Below are 15,833 nucleotides of genomic sequence, written 5' to 3' on the forward strand. Positions count from 1 at the left end.
CCTCTTCCCATTCCGAACAGAGAAGTTAAGCCCGCCAGAGCCGATGGTACTGCAGTAAAATGTGGGAGAGTAGGTCGGTGCCAAATCTTAATGCCAACAGGCCTTAACAAAGAACCCCGTTATCGAAAGATAGCGGGGTTTCTGCTTTTATATGCTTTTTTTGCTGTCATGGTAAGCATGGCCCATCACACTCCCGTTTCTCCTTGCCAGCGAAGTGCGGCAATCCGGCATCAAGCAGTAAACCCTATATACTGGCCTGAGTATACAGCGTAGTGAAAAAGCATAGCGCACCCGTTACTTTATTTCGCCATCCATCTAAATTATAAATTAAGTAAGCTATCCTGCCAGTGGTAAAAGCACGAGATACTCCTCCAGCGGGCCAGCCCTGGCATACTCGCATTAAAGGAGGTAACATTTAGCAACTTAAAAAAAAACTACACGTATACTACCGCTATTATAACCGTAAATTAAGAACCTCTTTTTGAGTTTCTTGCAATCATCGTCATATGCGCGAAAGCTTTATCGCAGCAAAAATATTTTTGTTGTTTTTCTTTTTACTATTAAACCCCTTTTGCTCTTATTCGCAAAACGAGAGTTTAAAATTTGAGCACATCACTACCGAACACGGGCTTACGCAAATCAACGTTAATTGTATCAAACAAAGCGCCCAGGGCTTCATATGGGTAGGCACCCGCAACGGCCTCAACCGGTACGACGGGTATAAGTTTTTAACTTTCCGTAACGACGTTAATGATAATAATTCCATTAGCAACAACGCCATCAGCGACCTCGCCGAGGACCGCGACGGTAATATTTGGCTGTCTACGCAAAACGGGCTTAATATGTATAGCCGCCGCACCGGCAACTTATTTTAGGCACACAGCTGCGGCAGTGGGACTTTGCCCCGGTGCTGGCAAGCTCGGCAACAAACGCTTTAAAGCAGCTAAGTTCGGGCACAAAATTCGACCTCATTATCACTGATATGAATATGCCGGAGGTGGATGGCATAGGGCTGGCGAAAAGCATCCGTAAAAAAGATGCCGATATCCCGCTGATATTACTCAGCTCTACCGGCAACGAACAGCTTAAACACGAAATGCACTTGTTTAACACCGTGCTAACCAAGCCCACTAAGCATCACTTGCTTTATAAGCATATTGCTGATCAGCTAAAAGATATTGAAGTGGCGCCACAACCCAATCAACCGACTATCATCAACCAATTTTCGAAAGATATGGCCGAACGGTACCCGATGGACATTTTGATAGCCGAAGATAATTTTGTAAACCAAAAAGTGATACTGCATATCCTGAAGAAAATGGGTTATAACCCGGATGTTTCATCTAACGGCCATGAGGTGCTTGATGCTGTGGCTAAGCGAAATTACCACCTTATACTGATGGATATACAAATGCCGGAGATGGACGGACTGGAGGCCACAAGATTTATCCGCGAGCATTTAAAAATTCAGCCGGTTATTGTGGCCCTAACCGCAAACGCCATGACAGAGGACCGCGAAATTTGCTTAAACGCCGGTATGAACGACTATTTAAGCAAGCCCATGAAACTGAACGAGGTAATATCCGTGTTAGAAAAATGGGGCACCGCAGCTAAGCAACCAAGCAATTAAGGTGATGGTTAGCAGGGTTTTTCTCCGCCGTATTACTGCGGGGTACGAAGTGATCCCAACAGGCTGGTGCGCCCGGCATTCGCTTTCTTGTTTATCCTTCGCTACCGCATAGCGTCTCCGCTTGTGGTTGGCTAAGCTCTTATATGGTGGGAAGAATGTAAATGCTACTAAGTATGGTATGCATGGCGGCCACCTTGCATGCAGGCCACAAGCGGGGATGCTGGTGGCGGCAGAGAAGCGTTCATACTCATGGCGGGCATTCCTGTCAATCCCCCAAAATAATTCTGGCTTTGTCCTTTTATCTAAACTCCAAAAAGTAGTTATTTCAACATAATCAGAACCAAAACCAAACCAGCTTGTTAGTTTATAAAAACAATACCATGAAAAATCCATTCAAAAAACACGATAGCAGTAATAAATTAATAGCAGGATTAGCATTGGGTGCAATTTTCGCCGGCGCCATCACCTACCTGTATATCAAACGCAAAGCCGATATTGACGCTGCCGCCGCAGAATTGAAAGAGCACGCACAGGATTACCTTGAAAATAAAAGGAAAAAGGCCAAAAAGCTAAAAACCGATGTAAGCGAACTGGCGGATATTGTGCAGCATTAATTTTCAATCCCCTTGTTCTACTTGAGGTGCTTTATCCGAACCCGAATTAAATGAAGTTTTGCGAATTGCGTATTTGTCATTCTGTTAATTCTTACAATTTATTTAATTCGGGTTCAGATATTCTTACCAGCATTTGCATATCTGCGCATCTACTCCTATCTTAAGCCCAATTACAAACCTCCGTTAAAATTATCCTGAAATGAAAATTGCTATGCTTGGCACGGGCTTTATTGCGCGTTTTTATGCCGATTCGTTAGTGGGGCACCGCCGCGCAGATACCCTGCACACCGTTTATGGCCGCAATGCCGATAAGGCCAAACAATTTGCCGCTGATTATAAACTGCCTTACTATAGTACCGATATGCAGGAGGTGATCAACCACCCGGAGGTGGATGTAGTGGTGATCTCGTTGCCAAACGACTTGCACCTGATGGCCGTAGAAGCCTGCGCAGCCGTTGGCAAGCATGTACTATGCACTAAACCGCTGGGCCGTACTGCCGCCGAAGCCAAACAAATGCTGGATGCGGTGGAGGCTGCCGGTGTAATGGGCGGCTACCTGGAAGACCTGTGTTACGGGCCAAAGTTTCTTAAGTCGCTGGCAAGCGTAAAGGCCGGTGCATTGGGGCGCATTCTTTGGGCCAAAAGCCGCGAGGCACACCCCGGCCCGCACAGCAACTGGTTTTGGAACAAAGAACAAAGCGGCGGCGGCGCTATTGTAGATCTGGGGTGCCACTGTATAGAAATAGCGCGGAGTTTTATTGGTAAAGATATTCGCCCGGTGGAGGTTATGTGCTGGGCCGCCACGCAGGTACATCCCATAAATGCGGAAGACAATGCCATCGGTATGGTAAAATACGCCAACGGTGCCATCGGGCAGTTTGAGGTGAGCTGGTGTTTCCGTGGCGGTATGGACTTGCGCGACGAGGTGATGGGTACCGAAGGTACCATCTGGCTCAATAACTTTCTGCGTACCGGATTTGATATGTTCAGCACAGGCAAGGGAGGCGGATATGTTGCCGAGAAAGCCGAAAGCAGCAGTGGCTGGCTTTTCCCCGTAGGCGATGAGGTGAACGAACTGGGCTACAACCACATGTTTACCGATATGTTTGAGGCCATTGAAGGCAAACGCGAACCCGCCGAAACCTTTTACGATGGCTACGTAGTGAACGCCATTATTGATGCTGCCTACGCGTCTGCCAAAAGTGGCATTTGGGAGCCTGTTAAATTAGACGACTGGCGCGGCAGCACCGATACCAAAATCGCCACCGAATTTGCCGTTTACGACGAACAATTTTATTTGATAAAAGAAGAGATCTTGCCACACGGCGATAAGAAGCTGATATTAAAAGATAAAGTGACAGGCGAAGTGATTGTGAGGGATATTTAAGTCCCCTAACCCCCTGAGGGGGAACAATAGCGGAAAAACTCCCCCTTCAGGGGGGCTTGGGGGCTCACCAATAAGTTTATGATGAACAGAAGAAAATTTCTATATACGAGCGGCTTGTTAGCTGCTTCATCTGCAGCCGCATCGGCAATGCGTGCAATTTTAACCGGACATAAACACCCGGCATTGGGCATCCAGCTTTATATGGTTACCAACGAAATGACCAAAAACGCCAAAGGCACCCTAAAGCAACTTGGCGCTATGGGCTATACCCAGTTAGAAAGCTATGGCAGTGATAAAGGTATTTTTTGGGGGATGACCAACAAGGAGTTTAAAAAGCTTGCCGCCGGTTATGGAATGAAGCTGGTATCTGCCCATCATAACCCGATGCTGCTGAATGAGTTTGAGCAAATGGCCGCGCAGGCTGCAGAAATTGGCATGAAGTATTTGGTATGCCCATGGCTTGGCCCGCAAAAACATATCGACTTTTTTAAACACGCCGCCGATGATTTTAACACCCGTGGTGCTATTTGCAAAAAGCATGGCTTACGCTACGCCTACCATCCGCACGATTATCCTTACAAGCCGGTAGACGGACAACTACCCATCAACGTACTGCTGGCTAATACCGATAAGGACCTGGTGGACTTCCAGATGGATGTATATTACACCGTAACCGAAGGCCAGGACCCATATGCCTACCTTAAAAACCATAAAGGCCGCTTTAAGCTGATGCACCTGCGCGATGTGATGAAACACCGACTCCCCAAAGGTAGTGAAGAAGAATCGGCCTGCGATCTGGGTCAGGGTATCATCAACTTCCCAAAACTCCTTTCCGCAGCACAGGATAATGGTGTAAATTATTTTTTTGTAGAACAAAGCCGTTACTACCACGAAACGCCTCTGCAGAGCGCCAAAAAAAATGCCGCATACCTAAAAGGAATGCGGCAACTGTAAATATTAGTCTTTATTCTTTTGTCTTTCTGTCTTTGCTCTACAAAAGGTAGATCTTAAAGAACTTCTTCCCATACTCGCCCCAATCCTTCATTACGGTGGTGAGGGTGTTGAACAGGCTTTTGTAGTTTACCTGTTTGCCTTTTACCGGTATTTTTAAAGATGTTTCGGCAATTGGCGTATCGGTTACTTTGGTAGCAAACCAGGTAACGTTCTCGTGAGGCAGAGCCAAGCCTAAGATCATACCCGGCAAGCCGGTGAAAGATTCGGGGCCACCAGAAACAGGGATCTCATCGCTATAAAAAGCCACAACATAAATAGAATCCATTACGATGGCGTTGGCGCGACGGCAGGTATAGCCGGCAATCTCGCGGGTTTCATCCGTAATTTTCCAGTTGATCTTGCGGGCGGTATCTTTGACCAAAAACTGCTCATCAAATACTTTTTTATTGGTAGTGGCAACGGTGGTGTTCAGGTCGGTATACACGGTGTTGATCTGCTGGGCAAGGGGCATATCGCTAAACCAGCTGTTGCTTGGCGGGTCATCAGATTCTATAGGGGAATAAAGCGTTTTGTTATCGCCAAAGGTCATCTTGCTTTTCAGCACTTTAAATTGCGGGTTGTTCTTTTTGTACGATTCAAATGCGGGCGTATACCAGCTTTCGTTATCCTTGTTAATTACCTTTTGTATTACGGCATACATGTTTACCTTTTTCTCGTATTCTACAGTGCCCGAGGTGGTAAAGTGTGCGTTCTGTGCCGATAAAATGCCGCTGCTGAGCAGGCAGGTAAACAATATAAACAGGTGCTTTTTCATGTGTGTGCTATCTTAAATGTTTTAAATATCGTCTTATTTTTTTGCAGGTGCGCCGCCGCCCATTCCGCTAAAATCCCACACTACCGAAAGCATGAAGTACCTGCGGATAGTGGTGTATTTACTTTGTGTAATAAGGTTGCTTGATGCGTTGCGGCTAAAGCCGGAGTTTTGATTAAGCAGGTCATTACCTCTCAGTATCAACTTCAACGTTTCGGCTTTAAAGAACGATTTGGTTAGGCTTGCGTTGATAATGGTTTGCTTAAAATCAGTATCGAAAGATTGTGTAGCCGCCCTGTATTGGTATTGGCCATCGCTGCTCAGCTGGAATTTAAACGGCAGGTAAACGCTGATGTAATAATCGGCGTTAAAACCACGGCCGTTATTATTAATATCGGGCTGTAATGACGATTGGCCGATAGTATAATCCGGCCCCGCGTTGATGTACACCTGGTATTTTTTCTCCTTGTATTTCGATAGGGATAATTGGCCAGAGTAATTGTAAGATTTTGTGCGGTTAAGTGCTGTTGGCTCAGGCGGCCTGGTAACAAAGCTGTAGTAAATATTGCCGTTGGTGCTGAACCTTGCACCCAGGTTAATACCGCCTAAGCCAGTTAATTTGCGGCCCATATCTATATTTAAATTGTAGTTTGATGGTTTCTTGTTGGTCAAATTAACGGCCTGTATGATGCTTCTGCCTAATGTATCAGTTAATACGTTATTTATGATAGGGTTTGTAGTGAAGCCATAATTACCGCTCAGCCAGATAGATTGTTCGCTCAGCACCTTGTACATATTGTACCACAAGCCAAAGCGATGGGTGAACGATGGGTTAAGTAGAGGGTTACCAATAACCACGTTCAGCGGATCGGTGTTTACTCGGATGGGCTGCAGCTGATCTATAGTAGGTTGCGTTTGGTTCCCATAGTAATTTACGTTTAACGAGCCATAAGTAGATATTTTATACTGGTAGTTAGCGCTTGGGTTCCAATTAACGAAACTGCGTTTTGCGAAATTCCCGCTTAAGGCATCTTCCTGTTTAAACGTTACATCGGCTATCCTGGTGCCAAAGCGCAAGGTGCTTTTACCCCGTTTGTAGTTAAAGTTAAGTCCGCCCTGGTTAGATACTTGGTTAAAAATGTAGTGGTTACTTAACGATGCGTTCAGCAAATTATATTCGTTCGGGGCAGATTGGTCGAACGATTTACGGTCGGCGTTACTGTTATTAAAGCTTAGTCCGTAGCTCAAAATTGCCGATAGGTATTTAGATAGCGGCTCGGTGTAGGTAACGTTGGTATTTACTTTTGATGTTTTGGTATTGTCCGTTTTTAGTTGATCTATAACCTGGCTGCTGTCTAAAACGCTCTGCTTGTTGTAAAAACCAAGATTCGATTTTAAAAAGCCGCTGGATTTGTTGTCGGTAAAACCGGTAGTAAAGTTAACCGATAAGGTGCGGCCCTTTTTCTTTAATTTTTTGGTGTAGAAGGTAGAGAAGTTAAACAATTGCTGATCTACATCATTATCAACGTTGCGGTCGTTGATATTTAACAAGCTGCCGTCTTCTCGGCGGCTGGTTGTTTGGTTGGTTGTCCGGGTAGTGCTGTTTTTCAATGTGCCATCTACCGTGAATTTTATAGTAGATGTGGTATCCAGTTTTATAGAGAAAGCGGCATCCAGCTTCTGGCGGAACATGTAGTTATCAAAAGTTTGATCGGTAACGCTGTTAATGGTACCCACTTTGCCGGTAGCATCCTTGGGCAGGTTTTGCTGGGTTATGGTATTGCGCGTGCCATCTACAGATAGCGATCCGATCTTATAGTTGGTGTTCAGTGTATATTTATCGTTCTTCCATTTATCGTCGTAATGCAAACCGCCGGTGCGTGCCACGGGGATCCCATCTCCATCGTACCTGCCGCTGAACGAATCGAGCCCGTTATCGCCGCCGCTGCCATCGAAGAATGCACCGCCATCATCGTTAAATTGTATGCCACCGGTGCCCAGTTTGTTGTTATCCTCCCAGCCCAATCCTGTTTTACCAGTGTTGCCGAGGGTACCGTACGCCGAAAATTTCTTTTTGCCTTTAAATTTATTGTAAAGCGCCTGGCCCTCGTAATAGCCATCGGTACCAACGCCGGCGTCTATCTTGCCAAAGTAGCCGTTCTTTTTATCTTCTTTTAGCTTGATATTGATGGTTTTGGTTTTCTCGCCGTCATCAATGCCCGTAAAAGTGGCCTGGTCGCTTTTTTTATCGTAAAGCTGCACCTTATCCACCATATCGCCGCGGATGTTTTTGGTAACGAGGGTAGGGTCGTCGCCAAAAAACTCTTCGCCATCTACCAATACCTTATTTACGGTTTGGCCCTGCGCGGTTATCTTGCCATCTTTATCTACCTGTATGCCGGGGAGTTGTTTTAACAGGTCCTCTACCTTCGAGTTTGGCTGAATCACAAATGCCTTTGCATTGTATTCGGTGGTATCGCCCTTAATTTTAATGGCTGCAACGGTTCCCTTTATCAGCACCTCTTTTAGCAACCTCGATTTTAGCGACATGTTGATATTGCCGAAAGCATGCTCGGTGTGAATGGAGTCTAAAGTGAATTTTTCTACATAGTCGGCATAATCCGGGTAGGTAACCAGGAGGATAAAATTACCCTTGCCCAGGTTAGCTAAATTGAAAGCGCCGCCCGCGTTAGCACGCATAAATTTACGTAGGGTAGAGTCCTTTGCGTTTAGTACACTTACCGAACTGTTTACCAATCCCACGTTGGCAACCGAATCCCGGATGGTGCCTTTAACGGAATAATTTTTTTGTGCAAGTGCCGAAAAGGAGCAGAATATCAGTAAGAAAAAAGCGGTAAAGGTTAATTTCATCGGTGCTGGTTTAGAGGCAGCAAGGTATAACTAAATTCTTAGTAGAAGAAATGTAACTTGTTAAATAGTGTTAAAAACAGCCCTTAAAGTGTTAAAATCACAATATTGTTACTAGAGCTTAATGATCTTGCTTTTGTAGAGGACCGCACCCTTAAGGCCTATGGTACAAACATATGTGCCCGGAATTAGCTTTACCGGGATGTTGTTTTGTAGCCCGTTAAAGGTTTTAGTAAAGCGTAAGATACCCATGGTGTCGTATAATTTTAGCTCATAATCCTTCTGGTCGCCACTGAGGATGTTGAGCTGCGTTGTAACCGGGTTTGGATATAACGTGAATTGATCTGTTTGCAATAAAACGGCGCTTGCATTATCCGAGTAGATGATCTTACCATCAGTAGTGCCGAGTTTTGCACGATAATAGTTGATGCCTTTTTTTGGCGATGGATCTGTAAACTGGTAGGATAATGCGCTTGAGGAGACAGATGTACTGCCAAGTGCCTGGTACTTGTCCGGGCCCGTCAGTTTTTCCCAGGTAACATCTTTCAGGTTCACTACACTCCCAACAGATAGGCTCAGCACTATCTTTTGATCAACGGTAACATCTGCCAAAAGGGTTTTTATATAACAGCCCACACCTTGTGTAGTAGCATCAATGGTGTAGCTTTTTATACCTTCAAACCCGGTGCCCTGCGCGCTTACTGCAAAATATTTGGAGGTTTGCATTGCTGCGGGGATAATGATAGTGGTATCAATACTTGTGGTTAACGGCTGCAAAATATTATCCTTAATGCTGTATATGGTATAACCGCTTGCGCCCGGCTGCGGGTTCCAGTGCAGCAGGGTGCCATCGGTACAGTTATAGCCCACATTTAAGGTTAATGGTTTAGATAGGGTAAACTCGTGGCTGGTGTACTCCTGCCCGTTAACCGTTAATTTTAATATCGCCTGGGTAAATAGATCAGGGCTTGTCCATTTATAAAATCCATCAGCCAGGTTTACGCCGGCAAGGGGCTGCCAGGTAAGGCCGTGGTTATAACTTACGCTTAGCTGCCCTATTGTTGTGCCGTAAGTGCTTTGCCAATGCAGGTAATTATCATCAGCTGCGAATAACTGCGCATTTACGTTGGGGAACGTCCACTCAAAAGCATTGGAGGGGCGGGCGGAATAGCTCAGATAAAAGGCCTGCGCGTTTGTGGTAACACGGCTGCCGCTTACGCTAATGGTATAAACGCCGGCTTGGGGATTTTGCAGGGTTACCTGTTCGGTGTTGTTTAGTGTGTCGCGCCGGCGGGTTGCAGGTTTTGTTAACGAATCTAATGCGGGATAACTGCTGAGTACCCATGGCAGCAAAGCCTGGCCCGATGGTGTGCTAACCTTTAGGTCGAGGTCGTTTACCAGGGCTGATGGGGTATTTAACACGGCGGGGGCATCGTTCCAGGCCAAAGATATTTTAAGCAGACTGCAATTTGCAGGCACCGTAATTTGATAGCTGATTTGCCCTTTGTTGCTTATGCTGCCGTTTTTAAAGCGCCCTTCGGTTAACGTGCGGAGAGCTTCCAGCGCGTTTAACCTGCCATAGCCGGTTTTAAAATCTACTGCGGGTGCTCCTATATCATCGGCGGCATTGATCAGCGCGCTTTTAAGTAACGCGCCGGAAGGCAGTTTTTGATATTGCTTTTTATAAGCCTGCTGCAACAATGCCACCGTACCCGATACAAGCGCCGCCGCGCCCGATGTGCCATCTTCACCATCAGCCACCAGTTCGGGTTTTACACGGCCATCATATGCAGGGCCCGAAGAGCTTAATGCTTCGGGGATATTGGTACGGCCCGTACCGCCAACAATCAAAACGTTTTTGGCTTGTTTAAAGGTACCCGAAAGGTTGGCCACGTTAGCTATCCCGTTGTATACGCCCGTGGCCGGTGTTGTGGTGCCGATATTGCCGGAAGAGAAAACGTGCACCAGCGAATCCTGCCCGTAAAGCTGCGCATCATAAGCTACCGCCTCGATGCCATAAAAGTTTTCGATACCAACGCCATAAGAGTGGTTTTGAACACTGATGTGATAGTTTTTAAAATAGGGTGTACTATCGGGAGATAAATTCGCAAAATCTGAGGAGGTGTAGCGTACCGCAGGGGCAGCGCCCAGGCCTTTTATATAGGAATTGCCGTTACCGCCAATAAGTGTTGCCATAATATTGGCGTGCCCGGAGAGATTTGCCGATTTGGGCGCCGCATCAAACGAACGACCCATCAGGTCGATATCGGATTCGTCATAGTTGTCTTCTTTAAGGCTTAGGTTTATACCGCCGCCATTGATGCCGGGGTAAATGCCGGTTATGGCCGATATGCTATTTACACCGAGGTCGATATTATCTATCGCCAGTTCGGTATGGGCTTTACGTACCAGGCCGGCAAAAATAATGTTTGGGTTCTCCAGCAGGGCGGCGAGCTGCTTCAGCGGCAGCTTTACCGTAAGGGTAGTGCCGTTTGAACTGACAGTGACGGCTTTTTGATTGATGCCGGCAAGGCTGCTTTCATTTGCCTGTTTAAGCACCAGCGTTACCAGTTTTGTACTGTTTGGATGATCGGTACTTAGCTTTGCAAGCCCGTCATCGGCTTTCCAAAGGCTGTTTGCGGGAGCTACGGCGACTATGTTTTCGCCGGCGTTTATTTTTTGTACCGAGGAGAGGATGTAGGCATTATAGGAGACCCTTTTTAGCAATCGGAATTTTGGTGATGGAGTGCGTGAGGGATCTTTGAAATTGACGAGGTAATAATAGAGGCTGTCGCTCTGCCTTACTGCGCCGGACTTCCCGCCCGAATATATCGCATTAAGGGATCTGTCGTTGCGGGTAGTTTGTGCCCGGCAAAAAACAAAACACGACAAAAAAAATAACAGGCAGATACCTTTTTTCAGCATAGCGGGTATAACAACGTAAAGGGGAGTATAAACTCCCCTTTACGTAAAACTAACACTTAATTTTTAATTAATTTGAACTTAGTATAAGTAGTTCAGCGCAACTTTATCGTTTGCGTTAAAGGTGCGGTCGCCGCCGTTAGAGCAGGCCAGCATCCACGAGTTGGCATCCGCAGCGGATGGTGTACCCGGTATCAGGATGGCACCAATGTTAGATGCACCTTCGTTTGTTGGCGTGCCGCCGCAGCTGTAAGCACGGTTAAAGTAATCGGTGTGGCGGAAACCTATGCAATGGCCAATTTCGTGTTGTAAAACTGAGGTGAGGTAATTTACATCGGGATTGGTGCCATAAGCCTGCGCATTGGTGTTCATTTGAACTGTGCCGTAAGGGTTGCCTTTTCTGGTAGGGAAGCCCGATGAGCCTAAAGTAATATAACCACCGCTTGGGCCCTCGTTAAAGCCAACTACTTGTATCTGGCCGCCGCTGCTTACAAACTGAAACTTAAGGGTTAAGTTAAGCGCATTGTAGCGGGCAATAGCATTTTGAGTAGCCGTACCATACACGGTTGGCAGGTTTGAGATAGAAACTGTAACCGTACGTGGCAGGTTTTTTACCAGGTTGGTTGTTCGGTACTGCTCAGATTCGGCAATGCGTAAAACAGGGCCGGAGGTGCCTTCGGCAAAATTCTCATCTGTAAGCAGGATGTCGCCCTCTACCAGGTAGCCGCCGTCAACTTTATGCACCTGGTCGGTGCTGAAACCCATGCTGGCAATGTTTTGCTTCACCTGGGCAGATACTTCTGTTGATGATGCAGGTGTCGTGTCGGTAGTTTTTGCATTTTTTTGGCAAGCGAAAAGCACGGTGGAAACTACCGCTGCCGCAAGGCCGGTTTTAAATAAAAAATTAGTTTTCATGTAAATGTTTTAAGTAGTAAATGGGTTAAGTGAGTTAAGTGTTAGTTAGTTTGTTTTGTTAAGTATACATATATACGAAAAAGATGACATTCGGGTTACCAATAAGTTAACGATTGATTAAATTGTTGATAACTTGTAAGAAAAACTTAACAAGTGTAAATGGCTTACCACTTATTGGAATAAGGATGGGATTACAGGAACAAAAAAAACGCATAGCTTACAGGCTATGCGTTTTTTATATTTTTTAAACAAGGAGTTATCAGATGGTGAAAGGGCTTTCCCATTCTTTAAAAACAGGCAGCACCTGATCTTTACCAGATACCACTGCTTCGGTTTCGGCAATGCCCCAGCCAATAGCCAGTTCGGGGTCGTTCCAAAGCACACCGGTTTCTGATGCTTTATCGTAGTAATTGGTTACTTTATACGCAAAAATGGTGTTATCCTCCAAAGTTACAAAACCATGCAAGCAGCCGGGTGGTACCCAAAGCTGTAAATTGTTGGCCGCATTTAATTCAACGGCAACATGCCTGCCGTAGGTTGGCGAGCCAACGCGCGCGTCTACCGCAACATCCATTACGCTGCCCTGTAATACTCGTACCAGCTTGCCCTGCGCAAATGGGTGTGCCTGGGCATGCAGGCCCCTCACCGTGCCTTTTTGCGACATCGATTGGTTATCCTGCAAAAAATCCGCGTCGATACCGATTTCGGCAAGGGTGCGTTTGCTGTAGCTTTCGTAAAAATAGCCGCGGTCGTCGGTAAATACACGTGGTTCCAGTATCAGCACACCGGATATAAGGGTTTCGGTAACGGTCATATCTGGTTAATCTACAGTTTGCATTACGGTGGTAAATATTACAAACCTTTCGGCAAAACGCTCCTGGTGGATCTCCTGGAACTGGAAAAGGTGTTTGCGGTAATATTCCTGGAATTGCTCTATCGTATCGGCCATGTATTGCACACAATAGGTGATGCCATCGTTAGGCGAATCGATAATGGTTAATACCTGGTGCGAGCTAAAATGGCCTGTTGCCATAATGGCGGGTACCTGCACCTCTTTTATCCAGGCAAGCCATTCCTGCTCAACTGTATCTTCCAGAATAAAGGTTTCGTTATAAATGATCATGGGGGCAAAAGTACATTTTTTTGATTACACCGATTATAAGGAGATTACACCGATTTTGTTTTTAGGTATTACACCGATTTGAGGAATGATTACACCGATTTGATTTTTTATAGATATACCAAAACATCAGCAAATCAGTTCAACTTAGCTTAATGAACCAATGAACCAATGAACCAATGAACCAATGAACCACTCTATTTCACTATCTCCACCGAGCCTAAAAACACCTCGTTGCTTTTGGTTACCATGTTTGCAGGTATCAGGCACGAGAGCGTGTACATTTTACTGCCAACTAATATCATTTTTATATATAACGTACTTTTATTAGTGTTTTCCAATCCGGAAATAGTGTAGGTGGTGTACGTTTTCCATTTACCTATCGTCACCGCTCCAAAGGTATAGTTTGTCTTTTTTTTTGCCATACCTGCCATCATACTGTCGGCGAATTCCTGTTTATCCTTAACTGGTGCCAGGGTGGCCGAATCTAAATGAGCTGCAACTTTAAGGTCTACTGCAGTAGTACTGTATTTAACGCTGTCATTCCCTTTAAACAAATAACTGTCAATGCCATTCTTAGTTACCATTTCGGGTTCAGCAGGAAATTTTATCGACAGTTTTTCATCAATGTTTTTTGTAACCCAATTGGTTTGGGCCTTAGTTGTTGCTGATAGCATCAGCACAAATAAGATAAGGTAATAGGTTTTTTTCATGCGTTAAAAGTAACGCATTAATTTGTTAAATGCCATATGGACTCGCTACCAAAGCTTAACTCGCCTCATTCTTATCCCCCCTCAGCAGCCTGAATCGTTTGCGGGCATCGTTCAGCCAGAGGCTGCCGGGGTAATCGGTAATTATCTTTTGGTAAAAGGTTTGGGCGAGGGCCGGGTTGTTCAGCTTGTTTTCGTACAGGTCGCCCAGCATAAATACAGCGTCATCGGCCCAAAGGTTATCAGAGTAGTTATCGGCAATTTGTTTTAACAGCACCACTGCGTCGGTATATTGTTTTTGCTGGATCAGGATCCGGGTTTTAGCCATCAATACATCTGCTGCCAGCGCGTTGCCCGGGTACTTTTTGCCGATACTATCCAGCGTAAGTATGGCTTTATCGGTTTGCTCCGCAAATATCAGCAGATCGGCACGGGCGTACATCTTCAGGGCAGCGCCGGCGCTGTCAATAGCCAGGTTATCAGATATTAATAACGATAAGTTTAGCGCGTCGTTGGCTATCAGTTGCGTGGTTGCGGCTTTTAACACATCCAGCTGGCGGCGGCTTAAATTAAAATCGCCGGTGTAATAGGCCAGTTTGGCATTACGCAGAAATGCCTCCTGTGCAACCGTGGTGTTGGGGTTGCCCAGCTCTACCTGGCTATAGGTTAGCGTTGCATCCCAGGGCTGGTTGTTTAGCAGGTAGATATCGCCCAGGTCCATTTTGCAGGCGGCCAGCAGGTTGGGCCGCACATCGGCAATGGCAACGGCTGCTTCCAGCAGGGTTTGCGCATCTTTAAGTTTGTGCAGTTTAAAAGCCTGCAGGTTGGCCAGTTTCTGCATGGCAAAAACCGTGCTGCGGTTGCGGCCAAATTCGTTCAGCAGGTTAAGGTAATCTTGTTCCAGGCCCAGCAGATCGGCCTGTGTGTATTTGCCCGAAGTGATTTTAAGGTTTTTGGTGTTGATGAGCTCTATTTTTGCCGATACGTAGTTTGGGTTATCCTTGCCTTTAGCAATGATATACTCATACCCGCGGATGGCCTCGTCGTAGGCCTCGTTGGTGCTTAGCGTGGTGCAAAGCTCGTAAATATTGCTGCCGTCGTCGTTTTGGCGGCGGCTTAGGGCAAGTGCCTGGTTAAGCGCCTGTGCAAAATCTTTTTGCTGCAGATATTGCCACGTAAGCAGGTTTACATAAATAAGCTGCTGCGGATCTTTCTGGATGCGTTTCAGCAGCGCGAATTTCAGGATATCATAATCCTGCGGCCCTTCGTAAACCGATGCCAGCATACTTTCGGCCTGGCCTAAAAAGGGCTGGTTCGAGGGGAGAAAATTAAGGTACTCCTCGGTCAGCCCGTTTTTATCGCGCTTGTAGCGGTACAGGTTGATCAGCTCGAAGGAAAAGAGCGCGTCGTTATGCAAAATTTTGCGCCCCTGCTGAAATATCTTCACGGCATAATCTACATTGGCGTTCTGGTAAAACTGAGACGCGATGGATGCTATCTCGTTCTGGTCGGCCGGCAGGTTTTTTACCAGGTCGGTATAAATGGCGTCGGCTTTATCGGTATTGCCTTGCTGGGTATATATGGTGCCAAGGGCAATGGTATACTCGTAACTCCCGGGGTGCTTGCGCACCAGTTTTTTGGTAATGGCCTCAGCATCATCAAACTTTTTGGCACTTAGCAGGGCGTTAAAATATTGCTGGTAATAGGCTTCGTTATCCTGCTTATACAGTTTTAGGTAAATATCCAGCGCTTTTTGGGTATCGCCGTTTTGCGCGTACTGCCTTGCCAGCAGCAGATCGTTATTTTGTGCAAAAAGCTTTGCATTGCAAGCAAAAAAGAGTATAATTATGATGAAAAAACGCTTCATTCTTTTTCTATATTTATGCGCCCCGGTGAATTGTA

The 15,833-nt window shown here is 46.0% G+C and carries 13 protein-coding genes and 1 rRNA gene; 6 read left to right on the top strand and 8 right to left on the bottom strand.

The window, feature by feature from the left end:
• The 6 genes from rrf to IDJ77_RS26570 form a co-directional block, all read left to right on the top strand.
• A 5S ribosomal RNA gene (gene rrf / locus IDJ77_RS26545) occupies positions 1 to 86 on the top strand; the annotation flags it as partial.
• 420 nt (positions 87 to 506) lie between these two features.
• On the top strand, positions 507 to 875 hold the full coding sequence (locus IDJ77_RS26550) for a ligand-binding sensor domain-containing protein (RefSeq protein ID WP_191192086.1): 369 nt from the start codon (positions 507 to 509) through the stop codon (positions 873 to 875).
• 32 nt (positions 876 to 907) lie between these two features.
• Complete coding sequence (locus IDJ77_RS26555) at positions 908 to 1,630, top strand: response regulator (protein WP_191192031.1); 723 nt, start codon at positions 908 to 910, stop codon at positions 1,628 to 1,630.
• Positions 1,631 to 2,010: 380 nt separating this feature from the next.
• A complete protein-coding gene (locus tag IDJ77_RS26560) occupies positions 2,011 to 2,244 on the top strand; it encodes a hypothetical protein (RefSeq protein ID WP_191192032.1) in 234 nt (77 codons plus the stop codon).
• A 199-nt stretch (positions 2,245 to 2,443) separates the two neighbouring features.
• Positions 2,444 to 3,631 (top strand): Gfo/Idh/MocA family protein, encoded by a 1,188-nt coding sequence (locus tag IDJ77_RS26565; protein WP_191192033.1) that lies wholly within the window; start codon positions 2,444 to 2,446, stop codon positions 3,629 to 3,631.
• 78 nt (positions 3,632 to 3,709) lie between these two features.
• Positions 3,710 to 4,585: a sugar phosphate isomerase/epimerase family protein gene (locus tag IDJ77_RS26570; RefSeq protein ID WP_191192034.1), complete on the top strand. Its 876-nt coding sequence runs from the start codon at positions 3,710 to 3,712 to the stop codon at positions 4,583 to 4,585.
• A 37-nt stretch (positions 4,586 to 4,622) separates the two neighbouring features.
• Here the strand turns inward: IDJ77_RS26570 and IDJ77_RS26575 are convergent, their stop codons facing one another.
• The 8 genes from IDJ77_RS26575 to IDJ77_RS26610 form a co-directional block, all read right to left on the bottom strand.
• The gene (locus tag IDJ77_RS26575) at positions 4,623 to 5,399 is read right to left on the bottom strand and encodes a GLPGLI family protein (protein ID WP_191192035.1); all 777 of its coding nucleotides are present in this window, start codon (positions 5,397 to 5,399) and stop codon (positions 4,623 to 4,625) included.
• Between the two features lie 33 nt (positions 5,400 to 5,432).
• On the bottom strand, positions 5,433 to 8,267 hold the full coding sequence (locus tag IDJ77_RS26580) for an outer membrane beta-barrel protein (protein WP_191192036.1): 2,835 nt from the start codon (positions 8,265 to 8,267) through the stop codon (positions 5,433 to 5,435).
• A 111-nt stretch (positions 8,268 to 8,378) separates the two neighbouring features.
• The gene (locus IDJ77_RS26585) at positions 8,379 to 11,189 is read right to left on the bottom strand and encodes a S8 family peptidase (RefSeq protein ID WP_191192037.1); all 2,811 of its coding nucleotides are present in this window, start codon (positions 11,187 to 11,189) and stop codon (positions 8,379 to 8,381) included.
• Between the two features lie 78 nt (positions 11,190 to 11,267).
• Positions 11,268 to 12,101, bottom strand: a complete 834-nt coding sequence (locus tag IDJ77_RS26590) for a M57 family metalloprotease (protein ID WP_191192038.1) — start codon at positions 12,099 to 12,101, stop codon at positions 11,268 to 11,270.
• A 259-nt stretch (positions 12,102 to 12,360) separates the two neighbouring features.
• On the bottom strand, positions 12,361 to 12,915 hold the full coding sequence (gene rfbC, locus IDJ77_RS26595; RefSeq protein ID WP_191192039.1) for a dTDP-4-dehydrorhamnose 3,5-epimerase: 555 nt from the start codon (positions 12,913 to 12,915) through the stop codon (positions 12,361 to 12,363).
• A 6-nt stretch (positions 12,916 to 12,921) separates the two neighbouring features.
• The gene (locus IDJ77_RS26600) at positions 12,922 to 13,224 is read right to left on the bottom strand and encodes a DUF4286 family protein (protein WP_191192040.1); all 303 of its coding nucleotides are present in this window, start codon (positions 13,222 to 13,224) and stop codon (positions 12,922 to 12,924) included.
• A gap of 194 nt (positions 13,225 to 13,418) precedes the next feature.
• Positions 13,419 to 13,934, bottom strand: a complete 516-nt coding sequence (locus IDJ77_RS26605) for a hypothetical protein (RefSeq protein ID WP_191192041.1) — start codon at positions 13,932 to 13,934, stop codon at positions 13,419 to 13,421.
• Positions 13,935 to 13,989: 55 nt separating this feature from the next.
• The gene (locus IDJ77_RS26610) at positions 13,990 to 15,798 is read right to left on the bottom strand and encodes a tetratricopeptide repeat protein (RefSeq protein ID WP_191192042.1); all 1,809 of its coding nucleotides are present in this window, start codon (positions 15,796 to 15,798) and stop codon (positions 13,990 to 13,992) included.
• Positions 15,799 to 15,833 lie beyond the last annotated feature (35 nt).

This window comes from Mucilaginibacter pankratovii (assembly GCF_014773265.1).
Classification (GTDB): domain Bacteria; phylum Bacteroidota; class Bacteroidia; order Sphingobacteriales; family Sphingobacteriaceae; genus Mucilaginibacter; species Mucilaginibacter pankratovii.

What these genes read in the sequence shown, in the direction of transcription:
- IDJ77_RS26550 (WP_191192086.1), top strand. Translation starts at nt 507, where the DNA reads ATGCGCGAAAGCTTTATCGCAGCAAAAATATTTTTGTTGTTTTTCTTT.
- IDJ77_RS26560 (WP_191192032.1), top strand. Translation starts at nt 2,011, where the DNA reads ATGAAAAATCCATTCAAAAAACACGATAGCAGTAATAAATTAATAGCA.
- IDJ77_RS26565 (WP_191192033.1), top strand. Translation starts at nt 2,444, where the DNA reads ATGAAAATTGCTATGCTTGGCACGGGCTTTATTGCGCGTTTTTATGCC.
- IDJ77_RS26570 (WP_191192034.1), top strand. Translation starts at nt 3,710, where the DNA reads ATGATGAACAGAAGAAAATTTCTATATACGAGCGGCTTGTTAGCTGCT.
- IDJ77_RS26575 (WP_191192035.1), bottom strand. Translation starts at nt 5,399, where the DNA reads ATGAAAAAGCACCTGTTTATATTGTTTACCTGCCTGCTCAGCAGCGGC.
- IDJ77_RS26580 (WP_191192036.1), bottom strand. Translation starts at nt 8,267, where the DNA reads ATGAAATTAACCTTTACCGCTTTTTTCTTACTGATATTCTGCTCCTTT.
- IDJ77_RS26585 (WP_191192037.1), bottom strand. Translation starts at nt 11,189, where the DNA reads ATGCTGAAAAAAGGTATCTGCCTGTTATTTTTTTTGTCGTGTTTTGTT.
- IDJ77_RS26590 (WP_191192038.1), bottom strand. Translation starts at nt 12,101, where the DNA reads ATGAAAACTAATTTTTTATTTAAAACCGGCCTTGCGGCAGCGGTAGTT.
- rfbC (WP_191192039.1), bottom strand. Translation starts at nt 12,915, where the DNA reads ATGACCGTTACCGAAACCCTTATATCCGGTGTGCTGATACTGGAACCA.
- IDJ77_RS26600 (WP_191192040.1), bottom strand. Translation starts at nt 13,224, where the DNA reads ATGATCATTTATAACGAAACCTTTATTCTGGAAGATACAGTTGAGCAG.
- IDJ77_RS26605 (WP_191192041.1), bottom strand. Translation starts at nt 13,934, where the DNA reads ATGAAAAAAACCTATTACCTTATCTTATTTGTGCTGATGCTATCAGCA.
- IDJ77_RS26610 (WP_191192042.1), bottom strand. Translation starts at nt 15,798, where the DNA reads ATGAAGCGTTTTTTCATCATAATTATACTCTTTTTTGCTTGCAATGCA.